Here is a 20,626-nt window from a genome sequence, read left to right as displayed (position 1 = left end):
GCAGAAAAGATTCGCAATATTGTAAATTATCCTACTAGTCAACTCAAAGATATATAAAAGATATAAATGATTAAGCTTCTAGAGAAAGTCTTAAGGCTCGTGTGAGGGATGAATGGGTAACTATCTGAGGCGGTAATGCTGCCCCAGACAAAAAATTAAGCTTTTAATTAATACCAGCTGTAGCCATAGCCATAGCAGGGATCACAAGTTGCACAACAAGATGTTGTTGTATACGTTGTCACATACCTTGTTGTGGGACAGGTGGTACCGCAACCAGTCGCGTACACCCCGCAACCAGAAAGAGCAACGCTGGCAACAAAGACAAAAGCGGGAATTAGAATCTTTCTCATGATATCATCCTTGTTTGAGAGTTGTACACTATGTATTATAGTTCAACACAAAAAATATTTTTTTAATTTATTTTCATTCTCAAGGAACACTGGTCCAGTTCGTTTCTAAAGCTCAATATCCTATGTTGTTTTTTGCGCAATAATATCTATAATTAAAGAACAATATTTGATCAAAGGAATGAAATTATGGACAACGAGTGTCATTTGAATAAAATGTTTTCATCTTCTCTTTTTCTTTCCTCTTTATTACTGTTGATTGTATCATTTTCTCCAACAGTAAAGGCAGCCCCGTCTACAGGTTATACTACGGGATTAACAGCCTCTCCAATGGTTTTGAGTTATTATTATGGCCCTAACCATCCAAGACGTTACTATAACCGTAATTACCCCCGATATCACTATGGACCAGGCTACGGTGGTTATTGGACAAATTGGTACCGCATTGGCCCACGTTGTCAAAAAAGTTGTTTTGTGAACCGCTGGGGTAATGTTGTACGCTGTTCCCGCCGCTGCTATTAAATAACGAATATCCGCATATACAGTCTTCCAAGAGATCTCCTTCGGCAAGGAGGAGATCTCATGAAAATTTCCTGATTTTCAGCTATGATTGCAGTTTTGAATTCAGGAGCGGTTTTATGAAAGTAGGTCAAGATAGTCTCTCCACCCAAAGCGAACTACAAATTGATGGCAAAACTTATCATTATTTCAGCCTTAAAAAAGCAGAAAGCAAATTTCCAGGAATTAATCAGCTTCCTTATTCTCTCAAAGTGTTGTTTGAGAATTTACTACGTTTCGAAGATGGCACGACGGTTACAACAGAAGATATACAAGCCATCGCAGAATGGATTAAAACCAAGAGTTCCCAGCATGAAATTGCCTATCGCCCAGCACGCGTACTCATGCAGGATTTTACAGGCGTGCCCGCAGTAGTTGATTTAGCCGCAATGCGCGACGCCCTTAAGAAAATGGGTGACAATCCTGAGAAAATTTCTCCTTTATCCCCGGTAGACCTCGTTATTGACCATTCCATCATGGTGGATCGTTTTGCCACAACAGATGCCATGGAAGTAAATACCGCTATTGAAATGCAAAGAAACCAGGAGCGCTATGAATTTTTGCGCTGGGGGCAAAAAGCATTTGCCAATTTTCAAGTGGTGCCGCCAGGCACCGGCATTTGCCATCAGGTTAACCTTGAGTATTTAGGCAAAACGGTATGGAGCAGTGAAGTAAATGGCATGCTGTATGCTTATCCGGATACGCTAGTCGGTACGGATTCACACACCACCATGATTAATGGTCTGGGAGTGCTCGGTTGGGGAGTGGGTGGAATTGAAGCGGAAGCTGCCATGTTGGGCCAACCCGTATCCATGCTCATACCTGAAGTGATTGGCTTTAAACTCACCGGAAAATTAAGGGAAGGAATCACGGCAACCGATTTGGTGTTAACTGTAACGCAAATGTTGCGCCAAAAAGGGGTCGTAGGTAAATTTGTGGAATTTTATGGCCCTGGTCTTGCTGAATTGCCGCTCGCTGATCGTGCCACCATCTCAAACATGGCGCCAGAATATGGAGCTACCTGCGGCTTTTTCCCAGTAGATCAAGAGACAATACGTTATCTGCGCTTAACAGGCCGGGATGAACATACGATTTCCTTGGTCGAAAATTATTGTAAAGCCCAAGGCTTATGGTATGACCAAAATGCGCAAGATCCAGTATTTACAGACACACTGAATCTCGATTTGGCTACAGTTGAACCGTCGCTTGCCGGTCCCAAACGCCCGCAAGACAAGGTGAACCTGCAAAGCTTGTCTGCCGAATTCAATAATTTTTTGAGCCAAGCCGGTAAGGAAATAGAAAAAAATGAAGAATTTGAAGTAAAGGCGGAGGATTTTACCCTGCGTCACGGTGATGTAGTTATTGCTGCTATTACCAGTTGCACGAACACATCAAACCCAAGCGTTTTAATGGCTGCAGGGCTAGTGGCTAAAAAAGCCATAGAAAAAGGCTTGCAACGCAAACCCTGGGTTAAATCTTCCCTAGCCCCTGGCTCCAAAGTCGTCACAGATTATCTAAAGCATGCAGGATTACAAACTTATCTGGATGAATTAGGTTTTAATCTGGTCGGTTATGGCTGCACCACGTGCATTGGAAATTCTGGCCCTTTGCCGCCTCCAATTGCTGATTGCATTAATGAAAACGATGTCGTCGTCTGTTCAGTATTATCCGGTAACCGTAATTTTGAAGGCCGGGTACACCCGCAAGTTCGTGCAAACTGGCTGGCTTCCCCACCGCTGGTAGTAGCTTATGCTTTAAGCGGCACCACGCTTTTGGATTTAAGCCATGATCCGTTAGGAACGGATAGAGATGGCAATCCTGTTTATTTAAAAGACGTCTGGCCAAGTAATGCCGAAGTAGCTGCAGAAGTTGCAAAAGTCAGCGGCAGCATGTTTAGAAAAGAATATGCTGATGTGTTTAAAGGGGACGAACACTGGCAAGCCATTAATACAGGCGCAGGCAAAACGTATAATTGGGATGCAAATTCAACCTACATCCAGCATCCTCCTTTCTTCCAAAATTTAAAAGAAACACCTGAGCCAATTAAGCCAATTCGCAATGCATATATTTTGGCTTTACTAGGCGACTCAATCACCACAGACCATATCTCACCCGCTGGTTCAATTAAAGCCAACTCACCTGCCGGCTTGTATTTAAAAGCAAAAGGTGTGGATGAGGCTGATTTTAACTCCTACGGCTCGCGCCGCGGCAATCATGAAGTGATGATGCGCGGTACATTTGCGAATATCCGCATCCGCAATGAGATGACTCCTGGTGTTGAAGGAGGCGTCACTCGCCATATCCCGACCGATAAAATCATGCCTATCTATGATGCCGCCATGTTATATCAACAGGAACATCAAGATTTGGTTATCATCGCCGGCCAGGAATATGGTACAGGTTCATCCCGTGACTGGGCAGCTAAAGGCACTAATTTATTGGGGGTTAAAGCGGTAATTGCTGAAAGCTTTGAACGCATTCATCGTTCAAACCTGATTGGCATGGGTGTATTGCCTTTACAATTTTCACCGGAAGTCAGCAGAAAAACCCTGGGATTAAACGGAAAAGAACGTATCAGTATTGCTTTGCATGATACGTTAGCTCCACGGGCTTTTCTAAAACTTACCATCACCCGCGAGGATGGCAGTGAGCAGGTAGCGGATGTGCTTTGCCGTATCGATACGGCCAATGAACTGGAATACTACCGGCATGGCGGTATTCTGCAGTATGTGTTGCGTAATTTGAAATAATTTCTGCTTAGAACTGATGCGGCAGCACTTGCTGCTGCATCAGGATTGCATTTGCACTATTAACCTGTTAATTTTCAACGTTGGCCCTATTTTAAACTCTCTGCTTTTATATTAAGGATTTTTCGTGCGTCAATCGAAACGGGTGTTGAGCGTTTTTTCACTGGTGATGATAAATGTCATCGCAGTAGACAGTTTGCGGACCTTACCCCTAACTGCAAAACTTGGCTTATCGCTGGTTTCTTATTATCTATTAGCAGCTTTTGCTTTTTTTATCCCTGTGGCACTGGTAGCAGCAGAATTGGCTACGGCTTATCCAGAAACCGGCGGAATTTATGTATGGGTACGCGAGGCCTTTGGCCGCCGCGCAGGATTTATTACTATTTGGTTACAATGGATTTATAACGTAGTATGGTACCCTACCATTCTTGCTTTTATTGCCGCCACATTTGCCTACCTGTTTGCCCCGCAATTGGCTAATCATAAACTGTATCTTTTAGCTACAATTTTAAGCTTGTTCTGGCTTTTTACCTTGCTCAATTGCTTCGGCATGAAAATTTCGAGCTTGATTAGCATCGTAGGCGCATCACTTGGGACGTTGCTGCCCATGATTGGTATAACCATTTTGGGAGTAATTTGGATAATCCAAGGGCGGCCAATGGAAACCGGATCAGCAAGCTGGCTCCCAGATTTTAGCTCGCTAGGAAACTTATCCCTGTTTTCGGCCGTATTATTCGGCTTATTGGGCATGGAAATGTCTGCCGTCCATGCTGAGGAAGTAAAAAACCCGCAACGTGATTACCCACGTGCGCTTTTTTACTCTACCATCCTCATCTTTTCTACTTTGGTTTTAGGTTCCTTAGCGATAGTGATCGTCGTCCCAAACAGCAAGCTTAGCGTTGTTTCCGGCTTAATTGATGCATATGCCATTTTTTTTAATTCTTATCATGTACCCTGGATGACTTCTGTCACCGCCGCATTTATTATCATTGGTGGTTTAAGTGGCGTTTCAGCCTGGATAATCGGGCCCACTAAAGGCTTATTGGTTTCAGCCCGCGATGGCTGTATACCCCCGGCTTTTGCCCGTATCAACCGCTACGGAGCCCCAGTGAATATTCTGGTTATTCAAGGATTGATTTTTACCGTGTTAAGCAGCGTATTTATATTGCTTGATTCCATCAATGCCGCTTATTGGATATTAAGTGACTTGAGCGCGCAAATGGCTTTACTAGTTTATGTATTTATGTTTTCTGCCGCAATAAAATTGCGCTATAAAAAACCGCATCAAGTAGGAGCGTATAGAATCCCTGGGGGTAACGTCGTGATGTGGCTCGTAGCAGGAATCGGGCTTTTATGTTGCCTTACCGCCATTGGGATTGGGTTTATTCCCCCGACGCAAATTCCTATCCAAAACAAATGGCTATTTGAAGCCTTTCTATTAGGAGGGTTACTATTGTTTGTCATATTACCGTGGCTATTTGCCAAAAAAAATGATGCTTAAACCGTAACTGTTCCTAATCGCCGGGTTTGTAATTTGTGTGCAAATTATCTTCTGCCTCTGATGGATCTTTGTGTTTTTGCATCTCTTGTTTATAAGAAAAAAACCTATCCCTACTATTTACCTTTGCGTCATTGTGGGAAACATTCTTTTCCTCTTCTGTATCTTGGGGAAGCACTTGTTCCCCTACGACTGTCTCATCGTTTGAAATATCATCCAAAAAATCTTCTAAACTGGCTATTGGTATAAGTTTTTCACCAATTTCTTCTTTATATTCCTGAAGTTTTATACATATGTTTTCCTTACTCTCTGCATCCATGTTCGCCTTAAAATCATAAAGTTTCAAAAGCATACTCTTTTTAAACTGCGCATCTTCGATTTCGTTTAATTGTTCCTCCAACTGTCCCACTTCTTGTAAAGCATTTTTTTTGTAATTAATAAACGATATTTGCTGACTCTTGCTTAATTTTTCCTGTAAAAAATTAAGCAAGAGTTTAATTAAAGTACCAATGCCAAGAAATGTTTTTTCTCCACTTTTTTGTTTATAAACATCAGCAACCTCCGCTGAAAAAATCATCCCGCCTGCCTGCAAAGTTCGCAGAATGCTTACATCCATTTGCTGGGCAGCACGGGGAGTTATAATAAATCCTTGCAGTAACAATGGCGAAATTTTCGGCGAAACATGAATTAACTCATCAACTACATCTGCATGATTATTTTCTATGGCTTTTTTCAGACAAACAATTTTAACTTCATCGGTAAGTTCTTCTTGATATTCTTTAAATTTTTCCATAACTTGTTGAACACAAGCGACACTTCCTTGCTTAACTGCATCCAAAAGAATACGCTCGAGTGTTGCAAAAAATATTTTATATTTTTCTGCAGAACTTTTATCGCTTAAAGCTAAATACTCATCATGGGAACAACCTTTGTGGGATTCTGCAGTACAAAGTGTTTCTTTTACCAGCTCAGGATTCTCACTGATAATGGCGGCTTGCACAAATTTAAACACAGGTAAATCTTCTAATTTATCTTGGTAATGCTCATAAAGCATCTTAAAGCTATCCACCGGCCCTGCTACACAAACTTGTGCAAAAATTCGAGCGATAGTTTCTGCATCCGTCACCGTGAACTCTTTTAAAAGTTTTTTCAAGGCGGGTACATTGTTATATTGGCCAGCCTCTACTATCCAATTTTCCAATTCTTCTTGCTGGAATTCTTTATTTTTTTGCTGAGATTTTGTCTTTTCCAGTAAAACACCAAAGGCAATTTCATCATGCACTGCACGCAGCGCCAAGGCCATGGTATCAAATTTGGAAGAATACGTAGGAAATCCTGAATAAGCTTTGCGATTGTCTGGCTTATAATAGGTTTCATAAAGGTCAGCTGCACCGGGAAATGCTCTGGGTTGTACTGCTTCAGGATGTCTTATTATGCGGACATTCAAACCCATGTTACCGAAAGGACGGTATTCAAAAACATTATAATGCAGTTCGCGGATAACGGCTTCTTCATTTTTAAATACTTTAAAACCAAAAAAATAATTTGGGTCATAAATCTTATACGAACCATCTTTTTCACGCGTGATGGCTATGGAGTGATTTGCACTGGAAACAATCATTCCTTCTTTTTCCGTACGGTCTTCACTTTGCAGATTAATCGACTTAAAAATTTCTGCCCAATTCTTATCACCAGTACTTAATGTCAAATTAAAGGAGGGATCTAGCGGCTGCCCATTGATCTTAAGCAATGCAGTGGAGCGTTGTTGTGCTACACCGCTCACATACTCAATTGGTTGATAAGCGAGAAGAACTTGGGTTGCAAAGTAATTGATATTAGACCATGGCTCACCGTCAGTGTTTTTTGGAGTAAATTGCCCCCATGCGATGCGATTGAGTATGTTTTCAAACTCTTTATCTTTATCAAGTATATGATACTTGACGAATACGCTGGCTAATCCATTACAAACCCCACCCGTATCAAATTGTAATTCCGCCTGGTTATTCTTTCTAAAGTGCCTGTTCACTCGCCAAATTAATAAATCTTGTAGCACTAAGCCCACAAAACCACCGTTTTTTGCACATTTATTATTATTTTATAGCAGTTAGATTAAGGAATACTTAATACATCTAAGAAATTCATGAGAGTATTCCCGGCAAAATTAATGTCAGGATTCTTTACAAGAGTAACTATAGTGACTGTATTAAAAAAACTACAAGCTTATTTTTCCGAGCATCTACAGCCTCAGCAGGTAATATGGCTCGATATGCATGACCCTTCCTTGCCCGGCTAGCGGCTGGGAGGTAGGCTTACAATCCTGTTTATTCTCTTTTTACCACGCCGGTACCCGAACTTAAAGCCAAAGTGGGGCTGCCCTATGGTTTGCATGAGCCAAGGAAATGTGGTGATTAATGCAGGCTATATGGTAATGAATTATTTTGACGCTTTTCACTTTAATGACATCATACTGGCGCCTGTTCGCGAAACCAGGACCAGTACTAATTTTGGCTTATATGGTCCTTAGCACGTATCAAATGGACTGCCATGCATAATCTATTCATCTCAAGATCATCTACCCAGGCCAAGTTGAGAACCTGGATAGAGCGGGAATAGGATAATTAATCTTCGGGCAAAGACATCAAGCTTGCATTACCACCTGCGGCTGTCGTATCGACAGTATAAGTTCTCTCCAGGCACAAACGCTGTAAATAATGCGGACCACCTGCTTTTGGCCCTGTGCCTGATAAACTTTCGCCTCCAAATGGTTGCAATCCCACCACTGCCCCAATCATATTGCGGTTTACATAGCAATTTCCTGCATGCACTCGCTGGCGGATGTATTCGACTGTGCGATTAATACGGCTGTGGATTCCAAAGGTTAAACCAAATCCAGTGCTGTTTACTTGTGCAATCACTTCATCCAAATCACGGCGTTTGTATTTAATCACATGTAAAACAGGGCCGAACACTTCTTTGCTTAATGCGTTGATGTGTCCGATAGCAATCGCTGTAGGCGGCATAAAGTACCCTGCAGCACAGGTATTATCGAGCTGGCATTGATAAATCAATTCATGGTTTTCAATTATTAAATCAACGTGTTCTTTTAAGACAGCCAAGGCGTCTGCATCGATCACAGGTCCAATATCCGTGCACAACCACTGCGGATCACCAATTTTTAACTCCGCCATTGCTCCCTTGAGCAATTCAACAAAGCGCGGATATACTTCTTCCTGGATATAGAGTACGCGCAGAGCCGAGCATCTTTGCCCTGCAGAACCAAACGCGGAAGTCACGACATCCACCACAACCTGTTCTAACAAGGCAGATGAATCGACAATCATGGCGTTTTGTCCACCGGTTTCTGCAATCAAAGGAATAATTTCCCCTCCACGCGTGGCCAAAGTGCGATTAATATGTGCAGCAGTTTGGGTAGAGCCGGTAAAAATGACGCCTTTTACGCGCGGATCGGCTACCAAGGCAGCACCTATCGTCTCTCCAGGCCCAGGCAAATATTGCAATACACCTTGCGGAATACCAGCTTCCAGCATTAACTGCACAGCAAAATAAGCAATGAGCGGTGTTTGTTCGGCAGGCTTGGCAATAACGCAGTTGCCTGTAACCAATGCAGCCACCACTTGTCCTGTGAAAATAGCCAAAGGGAAATTCCATGGACTAATGCATAAAATAGTGCCGCGCGGATGCAGACTTAATTGGTTCAATTCGCCTGTATAGCCGTGCAGATGTAAAGGTTTGCCCATCAATTTTTCGGATTGTCTTGCATAATAGCGGCAGAAATCAACTGCTTCACGCACTTCTGCCACCCCATCATTCCAGGTTTTCCCAGCTTCCAGACACGCAAGTGCCAAAAAAGTCGGCATATTTTTTTCTAAAAGGGTTGCAAAGCGATCAAGGCAAGCCGCCCGTTCATTAACGGATGTCGCTGCCCAACCGGGAGAAGCGGCAACCGCTTCGCAGAGCGCCAAATCAACATCTTCTGCAGTCGCATTAATTACCGTACCAATTTTTTGCTTATGTCGCTGCGGGGAAGTAATGGCTTGGCCACCCTCCTTAAATTGCCGAGTTTGTCCAGCAATCACGGGACTCGCTTGCCAACCGGATAAATCCATTTCTGCATACTGTTGCTGCAATGAGGCAATATTTTTTCTATCTGTTAAATCCAATCCGGCAGAATTTTTGCGTTCGGGAAGGAAAATGGAAGCTGGAAGAGGGATGTTTTGATTTATTTTGCCCAGCAAATGTCTGGCTTTGCTTACTGGATCTTCAACTAATTCGCTAAGAGGCGCATTATCATCCACTATTCGATTCACAAAAGAAGAATTAGCTCCGTTTTCCAGCAGGCGCCGAACTAAATAAGGGAGTAAATCTTCATGGCTACCGACTGGCGCATAAATACGGCAAGGAATACCCATGTGACTGGCAGGAACGACTTGCTCATATAATTCCGTTCCCATGCCATGCAGGCACTGGAATTCAAAATCTCGATAATCGCCAACTAAATTTAGTATCAAGGCAACCGAATAAGCATTATGTGTCGCAAACTGCGGATAAATTACGTCTGTCATCGTCAGCAGTTTTTTAGCGCAAGCTTGGAAAGAAACATCTGTAAAAACTTTTCGCGTAAAGACTGGGTAATCCGGCAGCCCCTGGGCTTGAGATTTCTTAATTTCACTATCCCAGTAAGCTCCTTTTATCAAGCGCACCATCATACGCCGCTTTTTCTTCCTTGCCATGTCTGCTACCCAGTCGAGCAGGTAAAAAGCACGCTTTTGGTAGGATTGGACAGCCATGCCAAAGCCATGCCAACCATCCAAGCTATGATCATTAAATACCCGCTCAATAACATCCAGCGAAAGTTCTAAACGTTCGGATTCTTCTGCATCAATGGTTAAGGCAATGTCATATTGTTTTGCTAACTGCGATAAAGCAAGCAGCTTAGGTGTCAATTCAGCCAGGACACGCTCGTATTGTGCCTCTTGGTAGCGCGGATGCAATGCAGATAATTTGATTGAAATCCCAGGGCTTCGATAAATATCAGAATGGTTCAATCTCTCTTTGCCGATTGCCTCAATAGCATTTTTGTAAGCATTAAAATAACGCTGTGCATCAATGGAAGTAAGTGCTGCCTCACCTAACATATCATAAGAATACCGATATCCACGTGCTTCTTTTTTCCTGGCCCGCGATATGGCTTCGTGGATGGTCCGCCCCATAACAAATTGCTTGCTCATAATGCGCATAGCTTTATCCACGGCAGCGCGCACCATACTTTCACTGCCGCGGCTAATGACTTTCATTAATGCCTTGCTCAAAATCGATTCTGCTTTTTCCGGGGCTAAAACTTTACCCGTTAGCATCAAAGCCCAGGTTGTAGCATTGACAAAAAAAGAATCGCTCTGTCCCTGGTGAGACTTCCAATCGGCAGCCACCAGCTTATCTTTTATTAAACTATCCATAGTGGCTTTATCAGGAACGCGCAACAATGCCTCGGCAAGGCACATCAAGGCGATGCCCTCATTGCTCGATAAAGCATACTCAGCCAAAAAAGAATCAATCCCTGTGTTATTTTTTCGCTCGTTACGTACTTTTTCCACCAGCTTTATCGCTGTCTGCCGAATTGCTGCTGTTTGATTCGCACCCAATTCTGCATTTTCCAAAAGGGCGGTGACAATGCTTAATTCTCCCGCACGATACGCCTCATTAATAGTTGCCCTAAGACCTTGCGGGATTTGTAAAGACCGTTTATCAAGCATGGTGCCTCCGAAAAAAACAATATTTCATATGACTGCGAAGAATAATTTAATTTGTCGAGAAAAACAAAACTCTATCTGGATTTTATTACATAAACCGGTATATTTGAGCAGCGTATTTCGCAGTAAAAGTGCAAATTTAATACTAAAAGATTCAATTTTAAGCAAAAAAACAGAATTAAATATAACCTATTTGATCAAAAAATATACCAAATGCCGCAATAATAAGTACAAAAAAAGTTATTTAAGTACTATAACCCTCTGAATTGTTTATTATTTCCCCCCAATGATCAATGAAAAACCTTCTGATTTTACTTTTGCCTAATTTGTCAATATAATTGCCATTTTTCTGAAATCAACAAGGCCTGTGATTTTAATTCGACTTGTTTGCAATGGTCAGGACAAGTCAAAAAACGACCTTGCTTTGTCAATCAAGTTATGGTTCAAAATCACCTTTCACGAAAAGCCTACTTGGATTCAGATTTACCGCCTAAGGCAAAAACTAACTAGAAAATGGAGCATTATGAATACGATCTTAACTCTAATTTCAGTAGCAATGCTAACTAGCAATATGACATCCAGTGCACCACTTTTTGCTAAACCTGCATTACACCAACCAAAAGCAAGGCAACACTTGCAACCAAAAGCATTGGATATTAACGCTGAAGTAAATCAGTTAAGCCGCAAAGCACCTACACTCAACAAAAAGGTCCTCAAACTGGCCTTGGCAGCCTATCAAAAGGCAAAACAAAAAGGGGCTGTTAAAAAACCAGTACTTACCGTAATTGATTACTCACTCCCCTCTTCCAAACAACGCATGTGGGTATTTGACGTCAGTAAAGAACGTCTTTTATACAATACTTATGTTGCGCATGGTAAAAATTCAGGCTTGGATATACCGCATCATTTTTCCAACAAACCCTCCAGTAAAGCAACCAGCTTGGGTACATTCGTCACCCGCAACACCTACATCGGTTCAAAAGGCTACTCTTTGAATTTACAGGGGCTTGAAAAAGGGTTTAATGATAATGCCTTTAATCGGCGCGTGGTAATCCATGGCGCATGGTATGTAGAACCAAGCTTCATCAAGAAAGCAGGACGCGCTGGCAGAAGTTGGGGTTGTCCATCTATTGCGCAAACTTTAGCAAAGCCTGTAATCAATACCATCAAAGGCGGATCCGTAGTCTTTGCTTATTACCCGGACCGAAATTACCTGTCACGCTCTGGGTTTGCCGTAGCATAAAAAAAGCCAGGGATTTACCCTGGCTTCACAGTCTTCCAATCAAGACATACATGTCTTGAAAAAATCATCCTTGAAAATCAGATCCGTCTGATCAAAAATCCTTTTTTTAACAGACTTCCAATCCTTGAAAGTCTAAAATAAATCTAGCAGCAGTAATGTTCATATGCAACACAGCTTGGCAAATTAGTTTCTGAAAACCAGAGTATTTTCAAAAAAAAATCCCTTATAAATCAATGGGTTAATTAGAAATACAGAAGAAGAAATACATAAAATGAGAAATTTCTTGGGATAAAATGAGACATTTCTTGTTGGTATATAAGACATCCGTTGTGCGTTGTGCATGATACTGGGCTTATGCTAAGTTTAATTTTAATTACCCGGTAGGAAATTAGGAATGCAAACAAATTCAGCTCATGATACCGCTAAAAAAGAAAAACTGAAAACGATCGATTGGTTAATCGAACATTTTCCAGCCGCTTTTTTTAAAAAAGCAAATCAAGTAAGGCCTTTGAAAATTGGTATTTTTGACGACATCATCGATTTTTATGAACGCCTTGACGCGCCGCCATTTAGCAAAAAAACTTTACGTGAGGCATTAAACTATTACAGCGCCTCTCCAGCTTATCTTAATTGTCAAAAGGAAAATACAGCACGCGTCGACTTATTTGGCAACGAAGTAGACGTGGTCACCGGAGAACAAGCGAAATATGCCCAGCAGCGCTATCAGCAACGCTATCTGGACAAAAATCAAAGCTTGCGGCAAGCAAATAAGTAATTAATGGAAACTGAATCCTGCAGGGAAGCTGTACGGGTAAGCGGGTTATAACTCATTCCTGCTATTCCTACAGTTTCCATGCCGGCTTCGCGCACCATGGCCGCCAATTCGCTGGGTTTAATAAATTTTTTGTAGTCATGCGTTTGTCTTGGCAAAAGTTCCAAAACGTATTCAGCGGCAATTACCGCGCCAAGGTATGCTGCGAATGTTCTGTTAATCGTGGATAGGAATAAATATCCGTCTTGCTTTAATAAACGGGCACAATGTTTTATGACCAATTGTGGCTCAGTGACGTGTTCAAGCATTTCCATACAAGTGATTACAGCAAACGGTGCCTGGTCATATTCTTCAATAGGCATACAAAGGTAGTCTATATTCACCCCGCTTTCTTTAGCATGGGCACATGCAGCATGAATGGCTTCCTCCTCCACGTCTAATCCGGTTACGTCTGCTCCCAACGCCGCCAAACCCTCCGATAAAATTCCTCCGCCACAACCTACATCCAATACGCGTTGTTCTTTAACATTTATAAATTTTTCAATGAAATTAATACGGGCAGGATTGATATCATGCAATGTTTTCAGAGGTCCGTTTGCATTCCACCATTGTGCGGCTAATTGTGAAAATTTAGCCACTTCTGCAGAGTCAATTGTGCTTTTTTTCATGAGACAGTAAATCCAAAGGTTTAAAGAAGGCTACTACATTGGGATTCGTGATAAAACTAAGATTATAAGGATGCTCTGCGATTAAACTGGAAAATAAATCAGATCCAGGGATTTCATTGGCTATCCTTCCGAATAACACCAGTTTCAATGATGGTTTTATTTCCGCCAATTGTAAAAACAACTGTTGAATAAAAGGTTTCCATTTACGCGCATGATAATTAACATCGCCTTTGCTATAAACCAGTGTGGCATTTAATAACAAAAACCCTTTATTCAGGAATGCATTGAATAATTCACTTGCTGTTTGAACATAGGAGGTTTTATTAAGCTTGGCAATTGCATTTTGCGAAAAATCTTGTTGTAAGTCACCGCGCGCGTATAATAACATTTTGATCCAGTTACGCAGCGAAGTTGCGCGGTTGACTTCTTTGCTTAAGCCTGTGCTACTCCATAAACTGCCCACCGCATTATCCCAGAAAGCAAAACCATTTGCAGATTCCGGGCGTGGATAAGGAGACTCACCCAACAATACATATTCGGTAGCAGCAAGTGGTATGCTAAAAGCCCTGAATATACATTCTTTGTTGGGCAAACAACTTCCCATTGTTTCCAATTCCTTTAAATAGTCAGGATCCACGTGACCTAGTGCTTTATCCAAAATGATATGCCACTGCGGATGAGCTTGCTTAAGCAAAGGATGCATGCGCTCTCCAAGTTCGAAATAACAAAGGCATTATATATACTCTCAGTGATTTTGCGAGCGTTAGAACATCGATTTATGCGCAGAGCAGGAAAGTGGATAACTCCTAATCGCCATTACTTGTTTGCGACTGTTGCAGCCACCCCTGAATGATTGCTTTTTTATTGTCCCAATTCAAAATCACATGCTTATTAAGCATTTCGCAATTCTCGGCAAACCACGGTCCAAAAACAAGAAGTATACCCGGCAGCCTTCCTGTAATGCATGAAGCAATTTCCTTGCGTACTTCTTTTAAGCAAACATCGCTTTGGCTTGTACAAGCAGTCACGACATCATCGGCTAACAATTGCCAGTTAGCCGGAGGAGGTACGCCAAGAAAATTTTCGTTCATGACTCGGGGTAAATAGATATTGACCACATCAGCAAAAAGAACGGGCTTTGTTTTTTGCCGGCACACGTCCTGTTCAAACATAGCAATCAAATCCCTGCCAGCTGCCTCAGCCTTTTTCACATTAACACATTGTTCAATTGTTACAGCGGCAAAGCTTGCTGCAGCATTAATACCCAGAACCATCATAAAAATCAATCTTGCCAATTGGATCATGCAAATCCCCGTAATAAAATGAACTTATTGTATAGCATAAACAATTGCGCGCTTGCATTCATGCATACGCAAGACTACTCTTTTGCCTTTAATGGACAATAATTAAGGGGGAAATATGAGTACACAACCAACTTTCGGCGAATTTTGTTGGAACGAACTGGCAACATCTGACCTACAAGCTGCCAAAGATTTTTATGGCAACTTATTCGATTGGCAATTTGTCGATCATGACATGGGAAATGGGCAAACCTATACCATGATTAAGGCAGGCGGTGATGAGTTTGCCGGCATTTGGGAGATTTCCAAAGAGAAAGCCGGCCACGTTCCTCCGCATTGGATGAGTTATGTCCTTGTGCGCAGCATCGAAGAAAGCCTTAAGAAAGCGCAACAATATGGCGCTCAAATTCAAGTTCCCAATACACCTGTCGGCGATTTTGGGCAATTTGCCGTAATTATTGACCCCACGGGTGCACGCATTGCTTTATGGGAGTCATTAAGTCAATAATATTCTTAGGCGCTTTCCGGCTACCTGTCCGGGGGCGCACACCCATTTCAAATAATGTTTAGACCCTGACAGGGAGCAAATGGTGCTAAAATCATTATTGGAACTCTCCAAATTCATTCAGCATAACCAGCAAATCATGCTGGAGCAGCTGCATCAACTTTGTGAAATCAATTCAGGCTCATACAATCTTCAAGGCTTGCAACAGACCAACCGTGCCCTGCAATCTCTTTTTGCTCCCTTGGCCGAGGAGATGAATACTCTGCCTCCCATTGCAACTACTATCATTGACATGACTGGGGAAAAGACTGCTCTTATCTGTGGCGAAACATTATTTATAAGAAAACGCCCAGAATTAAAACGCCGCATTCTTCTTTGCGGACATATGGATACCGTATATGGCATTGACCATCCCTTCCAAAAACTGACTCATGTTGACGCTAACCGCTTAAACGGGCCTGGCGTTACAGACATGAAAGGTGGCTTAATCGTCATGTTACAGGCTTTAAACGCATTTGAACAAACCCCTCTGGCACATGAATTAGGCTGGGATGTGGTCATCAATGCCGATGAAGAAATCGGCTCTCCTTCTTCCAGCATTTTTTTAGATCAAATAGCCAATAACTATCAAGCTGCATTCGTCTATGAACCCGCAATGGATGAATTGGGTCAGTTGGCAAAAAATCGCCGGGGCAGTGGAAAATTCACTTTGGTAGCTATTGGCAAAGCCGCGCATGCGGGACGTAACTTTCACGAAGGACGCAATGCTATTTGCTATTTGGCAGAAATCGTGCTTGCCATTGACGCATTAAATGGTACACGGCCAGGCGTTACCATCAATGTTGGCAAAATATCAGGCGGTAGCGCTTTAAATATAGTTCCTGATAAAGCTGTTGCCAAATTAGATGTACGGATAAGCCAAGCAGAAGATGCAAATTGGGTGCATGCAAAACTTGATGAAATCACAAAAAAATTCCGACGCCACGATTATTTCCTGTCATGGACAGGAAGTTTCCATCGTCCGGTTAAACAGGTGAATCGAGCCACGCAGCGTTTATTTGAACGCATACAATCTATAGGAAAGCAGTTGGGATTAACCATCAATTGGCAAGATAGCGGCGGTTGTTGTGATGGGAATAACCTTGCACAGCATGGTTTACCTGTGATAGATACCTTAGGCGTGCGCGGTGGGCATATCCATACACCAGAGGAATTTATATTAATAGACAGCCTGGCGGAACGAGCTTTGTTAAGTGCCTTATTATTAGCCAATCTGGCAGAAGGCGGCCTTGAAGAATTACACGACTGAAGGTGTCACCATGATGTTATTTCGCAGTGCCAAAGAGAAAGATCTCGTCGCGATTTGCCATCTTGCGGAAGAAAGCGGCATAGGCATTACAACCCTTCCAAAAGATAAGGAATTATTGCGCAAACGTCTCTCCTGGGCTACGTATTCGTTCAATAAAACCGTTGAACATCCAGAAAATGAATATTATTTATTTGTAATTGAAGATTTGGATAAAAAAACAGTGGTGGGCACTTCAGCCATTGAAGCTTATATTGGACATGATTCACCTTTTTATTCCTATAAGGTTTCAAAACGCACACGTATGTGCCATTCCCTGAATATAAGAACGGATTATGAAGTATTAAGCCTGGTGAATGATTACCAGGGATGCAGTGAAATTTGCACGCTCTTTTTACGTCCAGATTATCGCCACACCAGCAACGGCTTGTTGCTCTCCCGCGCACGTTTCCTGTTCATGGCACAATATCCCGAGCGCTTCGCCACGACCGTAATTGCAGAAATGCGCGGAATTTCCGATGCTAAAGGCGACTCCCCATTTTGGGATGCAGTAGGCAGTCATTTTTTTCATATGAGCTTTGCGGAAGCGGATCGATTAACACTTTCTACCAATAAACAATTTATAGCGGATTTAATGCCAAGAAATCCGGTGTATATAAAACTTTTACCCAGCGCTGCGCAAGCAGTCCTTGGTAAACCACATGAAACGAGTCTAGCTGCCATGAATATTTTATTGCGTGAAGGATTTCGTTTTAATCACTACGTTGATATTTTTGACGCAGGCCCAACTTTGGAGGCACCCAAAACCGCAATTCGCAGTACCGCAGCAAGCCGCGTTTACATTGTGAAAAATCTGATTGATGATGTATGCGGCAAGCGTTTTATCGTCGCCAATACGAAGCTCGATTTTCGTGCTACCATTAGTCAAGTTATTTTTAATGAAAACAATCATTGCATCCTCAGCAAAGAAACAGCTGAAATATTAGAAGTCCAAAGCGGTGATTCGGTTCGGATCGTGCCGCTGCAACTTGATGAAAACATCCTGTCAAACAAGGAAGGTTATGATAAACAACCTGCTAAAAAATAAGCCATCGCATTATATCAACGGGACATTTGTTGCAGGTACGGGCATGGCTCTTGATTCAATCAATCCGGCAAATGGCTCCAGTGTTTGGCAAGGCCGATTGGCAGCGCATGAAGAAGTATCCGCTGCTTTTGCAGCTGCAAGGCAAGCCTTGCAACACTGGGCAAATTTTCCTTTCGCCGAACGGGTCAAACGTGTGCAAAATTTTTCCCAGCATGTTGCAGCAAAACGTAAACAACTTGCTCAACTTATATCACTGGAAACAGGTAAGCCGCTTTGGGAATCCGATACCGAAGTCAATGCCGTGATCGGTAAAATTAGCTTATCTATTAAAGCATATGAAGAAAGAACTGCCGAAAAAAAAGTCAGCAATGCTGATGCTACAGGTTATGTTCGTTATAAACCCCATGGAGTGGTCGCGGTTCTCGGTCCATTTAATTTCCCGGCTCACTTGAGCAATGGCCATATTGTCCCGGCGCTATTAGCGGGCAACACCATCGTTTATAAACCCAGTGAGTTAACACCAGGCGTAGCGCAGCTTATTGCTGAATGCTGGCATGACAGCGATTTACCGGCCGGGGTTTTCAATTGCATACAAGGGGAGGCACAAGCCGCGAAAACTTTACTGAGCCAGGATATTCAGGGTGTTTTTTTTACAGGAAGCTATCAGACTGGATTAAAGATTCATCAACAATTCAGTGAGCGGCCTGAAGTGATCCTGGCCTTGGAAATGGGCGGCAATAATCCCTTAATTCTTGATGAAGTTAATAATATTAAAGCCGCACTTTATTATACCCTTTTATCAACGCTAATTACTGCAGGACAACGCTGTACTTGTGCACGCAGGCTGTTAATTCCGGATAGCCAGAAAGGGGATGAATTTCTTGCTAAGTTTATCAAGCTTTGTCAGCAAGTGAAGATAGGTAAGTTTAATGAACAACCTGAGCCCTTTATGGGGCCGGTGATTCGTTATGAACATGCCTTATCCCATCTCGCTGCACAAAAACATCTACAAGAAGCAGGCGGGATCTCTTTATTGCCCATGACTTTGCTGCGTGAAAACACTGGTTTTCTTTCCCCAGGGATTATGGACATGTCCAAAGTCAATAATCCGCCCGATACAGAAATTTTCGCGCCTTTTGTACAAGTTTACCGGTATCGGGATTTTGATGAAGCGTTAACTTTGGCGAATCAAACGCGTTACGGTTTGGCGGCAGGTTTGTTAAGCGATAATGAACACCATTATCAGCATTTTTTTGCCACAATACGCGCCGGCGTATTAAGCTTAAACAGACCGACAACAGGTGCTGCAAGCAATTTGCCGTTTGGCGGTATAGGCCATAGTGGTAATCACAGACCCAGCGCTTATTTTGCAGCCGATTATTGTGCCTATCCCATAGCAAGCCTGGAGCAAAGTGAATTACAACCCCCTGCACAATGGCTGCCAGGCATCCCTGGCGACGAAATACGATGAAGGTATATGAACTTAATATGGATGGGCTGGTTGGCCCAAGCTATAGTTATGCCGGTTTGGCAGCGGGCAATATTGCTTCTACTGCAAACGCGTTTACCCTTGCTAATCCAGCCGCGGCAGCACGGCAAGGCATTACAAAAATGCGCTTACTGCATCATTTGGGGATAAAACAAGCCTTGCTGCCCCCACAGCAAAGACCCAATTTGCATTTGCTAAGCCAATTAGGTTTTACCGGCGCTCCTGCAGAGCAAGTGCGCAAGGCCAAAATGACTGATCCAGGCTTATTAAGCGCTTGTTATTCTGCGGCCAGCATGTGGACCGCGAATACAGCCACCGTGAGTTCCAGTCTGGATACAGCAGATCAACGCGTTCATTTTACCGCAGCGAATTTAATTACGAATCTGCATCGCTGCCAGGAAGCTGATTTTTCAGCGAAACTATTAAAAAAGATATTTGCTGATGAACGGTATTTTCAACATCATGAATGCTTGCCACGCACCGTGACCATGGGTGATGAAGGGGCCGCCAACCATAACCGTTTATGCGCCGAGCATGGTGTGGCAGGGATAAATTTCTTTGTGTATGGAAAACAAGCATTGCCTGCTAACAATTCTTATCCTGCACCTTTGCGCTACCCTGCCCGGCAAACCCTGGAAGCGTCGCAAGCCATTGCCCGCAACCACCTGCTTAACCCGCAACGCGTTTTGTTTGCCTGCCAAAACCCCAAAGCCATCGATCAGGGGGTTTTCCATAATGATGTGATTGGCGTTGCGAATGAATTTGTCATGCTCTTGCATGAAGAAGCCTTGCTACACCAAAAGAAAATCTTGCAGCAGTTGAAAACCATGGCTGATTTTCCGCTCTGCCTTATTGAAGTGAATCAAAAACAAATTTCGATAGCGGATGCAGTTAATAGTTATTTATTTAACTCCCAGTTGGTCACTTTGCCTGCTGCCAATACCCGTGAAAAACACATGGCATTAATTTCTCCTATTGAGTGCGAGCAACATACACAAATCAAGTCATTTATTGACGCTTTATTAGCCGATGCCAGCAATCCAATAACCATGGCGCATTACATGGATTTAAAGCAAAGCATGCGCAATGGCGGAGGGCCTGCCTGCCTGCGGCTGCGTGTGCTTTTAAACGAAGAAGAATTGGCGGCCATGCATTCTGGTGTGATTGTAACCGATGCATTACTGGATACCCTGGAGATTTGGATAGACAAACATTACCGCCCGCAATTGCATGCCGATGAATTGGATGATCCAGCTTTAATCACCGAATGTTTTACCGCACTTGATGAGCTAACATCTATACTTGATTTAGGCTCTATTTACCCATTCCAATGCTAA

The 20,626-nt window shown here is 42.7% G+C and carries 16 protein-coding genes; 10 read left to right on the top strand and 6 right to left on the bottom strand.

Going from position 1 to position 20,626, the window contains the following annotated elements; translation table 11 throughout:
* Window positions 1-167: 167 nt before the first annotated feature.
* Window positions 168-350 (bottom strand): hypothetical protein, encoded by a 183-nt coding sequence (locus ELY11_RS04455; RefSeq protein WP_127032598.1) that lies wholly within the window; start codon window positions 348-350, stop codon window positions 168-170.
* 635 nt (window positions 351-985) lie between these two features.
* Here ELY11_RS04455 and acnA point away from each other — a divergent pair.
* Together acnA and ELY11_RS04445 are read left to right on the top strand one after the other, a co-directional pair.
* Window positions 986-3,655 carry an aconitate hydratase AcnA gene (gene acnA, locus ELY11_RS04450; RefSeq protein ID WP_126954327.1) on the top strand — a complete coding sequence of 890 codons (2,670 nt, stop codon included), beginning with the start codon at window positions 986-988 and terminating at the stop codon, window positions 3,653-3,655.
* A 124-nt stretch (window positions 3,656-3,779) separates the two neighbouring features.
* Window positions 3,780-5,153 (top strand): APC family permease, encoded by a 1,374-nt coding sequence (locus tag ELY11_RS04445; protein WP_126954326.1) that lies wholly within the window; start codon window positions 3,780-3,782, stop codon window positions 5,151-5,153.
* 13 nt (window positions 5,154-5,166) lie between these two features.
* Here ELY11_RS04445 and ELY11_RS04440 read toward each other — a convergent pair whose 3' ends face one another.
* Complete coding sequence (locus ELY11_RS04440; RefSeq protein WP_127032597.1) at window positions 5,167-7,212, bottom strand: hypothetical protein; 2,046 nt, start codon at window positions 7,210-7,212, stop codon at window positions 5,167-5,169.
* A gap of 324 nt (window positions 7,213-7,536) precedes the next feature.
* Here ELY11_RS04440 and ELY11_RS12400 point away from each other — a divergent pair, with 324 nt between their 5' ends.
* Entirely contained in the window at window positions 7,537-7,674 is a 138-nt protein-coding gene (locus tag ELY11_RS12400; protein WP_158615170.1) for an Lpg1974 family pore-forming outer membrane protein, read from the top strand.
* A 94-nt stretch (window positions 7,675-7,768) separates the two neighbouring features.
* Here ELY11_RS12400 and putA read toward each other — a convergent pair whose 3' ends face one another.
* Window positions 7,769-10,921: a bifunctional proline dehydrogenase/L-glutamate gamma-semialdehyde dehydrogenase PutA gene (gene putA, locus ELY11_RS04435; RefSeq protein ID WP_127032596.1), complete on the bottom strand. Its 3,153-nt coding sequence runs from the start codon at window positions 10,919-10,921 to the stop codon at window positions 7,769-7,771.
* 520 nt (window positions 10,922-11,441) lie between these two features.
* On the opposite strand from putA, the gene ELY11_RS04430 reads away from it, so the two are divergent.
* Together ELY11_RS04430 and ELY11_RS04425 are read left to right on the top strand one after the other, a co-directional pair.
* Window positions 11,442-12,161 (top strand): murein L,D-transpeptidase catalytic domain family protein, encoded by a 720-nt coding sequence (locus tag ELY11_RS04430; RefSeq protein WP_126954323.1) that lies wholly within the window; start codon window positions 11,442-11,444, stop codon window positions 12,159-12,161.
* A 394-nt stretch (window positions 12,162-12,555) separates the two neighbouring features.
* Entirely contained in the window at window positions 12,556-12,936 is a 381-nt protein-coding gene (locus ELY11_RS04425) for a ProQ/FINO family protein (RefSeq protein WP_127032595.1), read from the top strand.
* Here the strand turns inward: ELY11_RS04425 and ubiG are convergent.
* From ubiG to ELY11_RS04410, 3 genes are all read right to left on the bottom strand, one after another.
* A complete protein-coding gene (gene ubiG / locus ELY11_RS04420) occupies window positions 12,909-13,601 on the bottom strand; it encodes a bifunctional 2-polyprenyl-6-hydroxyphenol methylase/3-demethylubiquinol 3-O-methyltransferase UbiG (RefSeq protein ID WP_127032594.1) in 693 nt (230 codons plus the stop codon). The genes ELY11_RS04425 and ubiG overlap by 28 nt on opposite strands.
* Window positions 13,582-14,304 carry a uracil-DNA glycosylase family protein gene (locus ELY11_RS04415; RefSeq protein WP_126954320.1) on the bottom strand — a complete coding sequence of 241 codons (723 nt, stop codon included), beginning with the start codon at window positions 14,302-14,304 and terminating at the stop codon, window positions 13,582-13,584. The genes ubiG and ELY11_RS04415 overlap by 20 nt, the downstream gene beginning before the upstream one ends.
* 103 nt (window positions 14,305-14,407) lie before the next feature.
* Complete coding sequence (locus ELY11_RS04410; protein WP_127032593.1) at window positions 14,408-14,905, bottom strand: hypothetical protein; 498 nt, start codon at window positions 14,903-14,905, stop codon at window positions 14,408-14,410.
* A gap of 115 nt (window positions 14,906-15,020) precedes the next feature.
* Here ELY11_RS04410 and ELY11_RS04405 point away from each other — a divergent pair, with 115 nt between their 5' ends.
* The 5 genes from ELY11_RS04405 (at window position 15,021) to astB (ending at window position 20,626) form a co-directional block, all read left to right on the top strand.
* Window positions 15,021-15,410, top strand: coding sequence for a VOC family protein (locus ELY11_RS04405; RefSeq protein WP_126954318.1), 390 nt, complete (start codon window positions 15,021-15,023; stop codon window positions 15,408-15,410).
* A gap of 82 nt (window positions 15,411-15,492) precedes the next feature.
* Window positions 15,493-16,716, top strand: a complete 1,224-nt coding sequence (locus tag ELY11_RS04400) for a hydrolase (protein ID WP_371923169.1) — start codon at window positions 15,493-15,495, stop codon at window positions 16,714-16,716.
* A 10-nt stretch (window positions 16,717-16,726) separates the two neighbouring features.
* Entirely contained in the window at window positions 16,727-17,800 is a 1,074-nt protein-coding gene (locus ELY11_RS04395; RefSeq protein WP_126954316.1) for an arginine N-succinyltransferase, read from the top strand.
* Entirely contained in the window at window positions 17,775-19,271 is a 1,497-nt protein-coding gene (astD, locus tag ELY11_RS04390; protein WP_127032592.1) for a succinylglutamate-semialdehyde dehydrogenase, read from the top strand. Before ELY11_RS04395 ends, astD begins: the two co-directional genes overlap by 26 nt.
* On the top strand, window positions 19,268-20,626 hold the full coding sequence (astB, locus tag ELY11_RS04385) for an N-succinylarginine dihydrolase (protein ID WP_127032591.1): 1,359 nt from the start codon (window positions 19,268-19,270) through the stop codon (window positions 20,624-20,626). The genes astD and astB overlap by 4 nt, the downstream gene beginning before the upstream one ends.

Source organism: Legionella septentrionalis, from assembly GCF_003989745.1.
GTDB classification, from domain to species: Bacteria; Pseudomonadota; Gammaproteobacteria; order Legionellales; family Legionellaceae; genus Legionella_A; species Legionella_A septentrionalis.
This window is presented reverse-complemented; position numbering and strand designations above follow the sequence as displayed.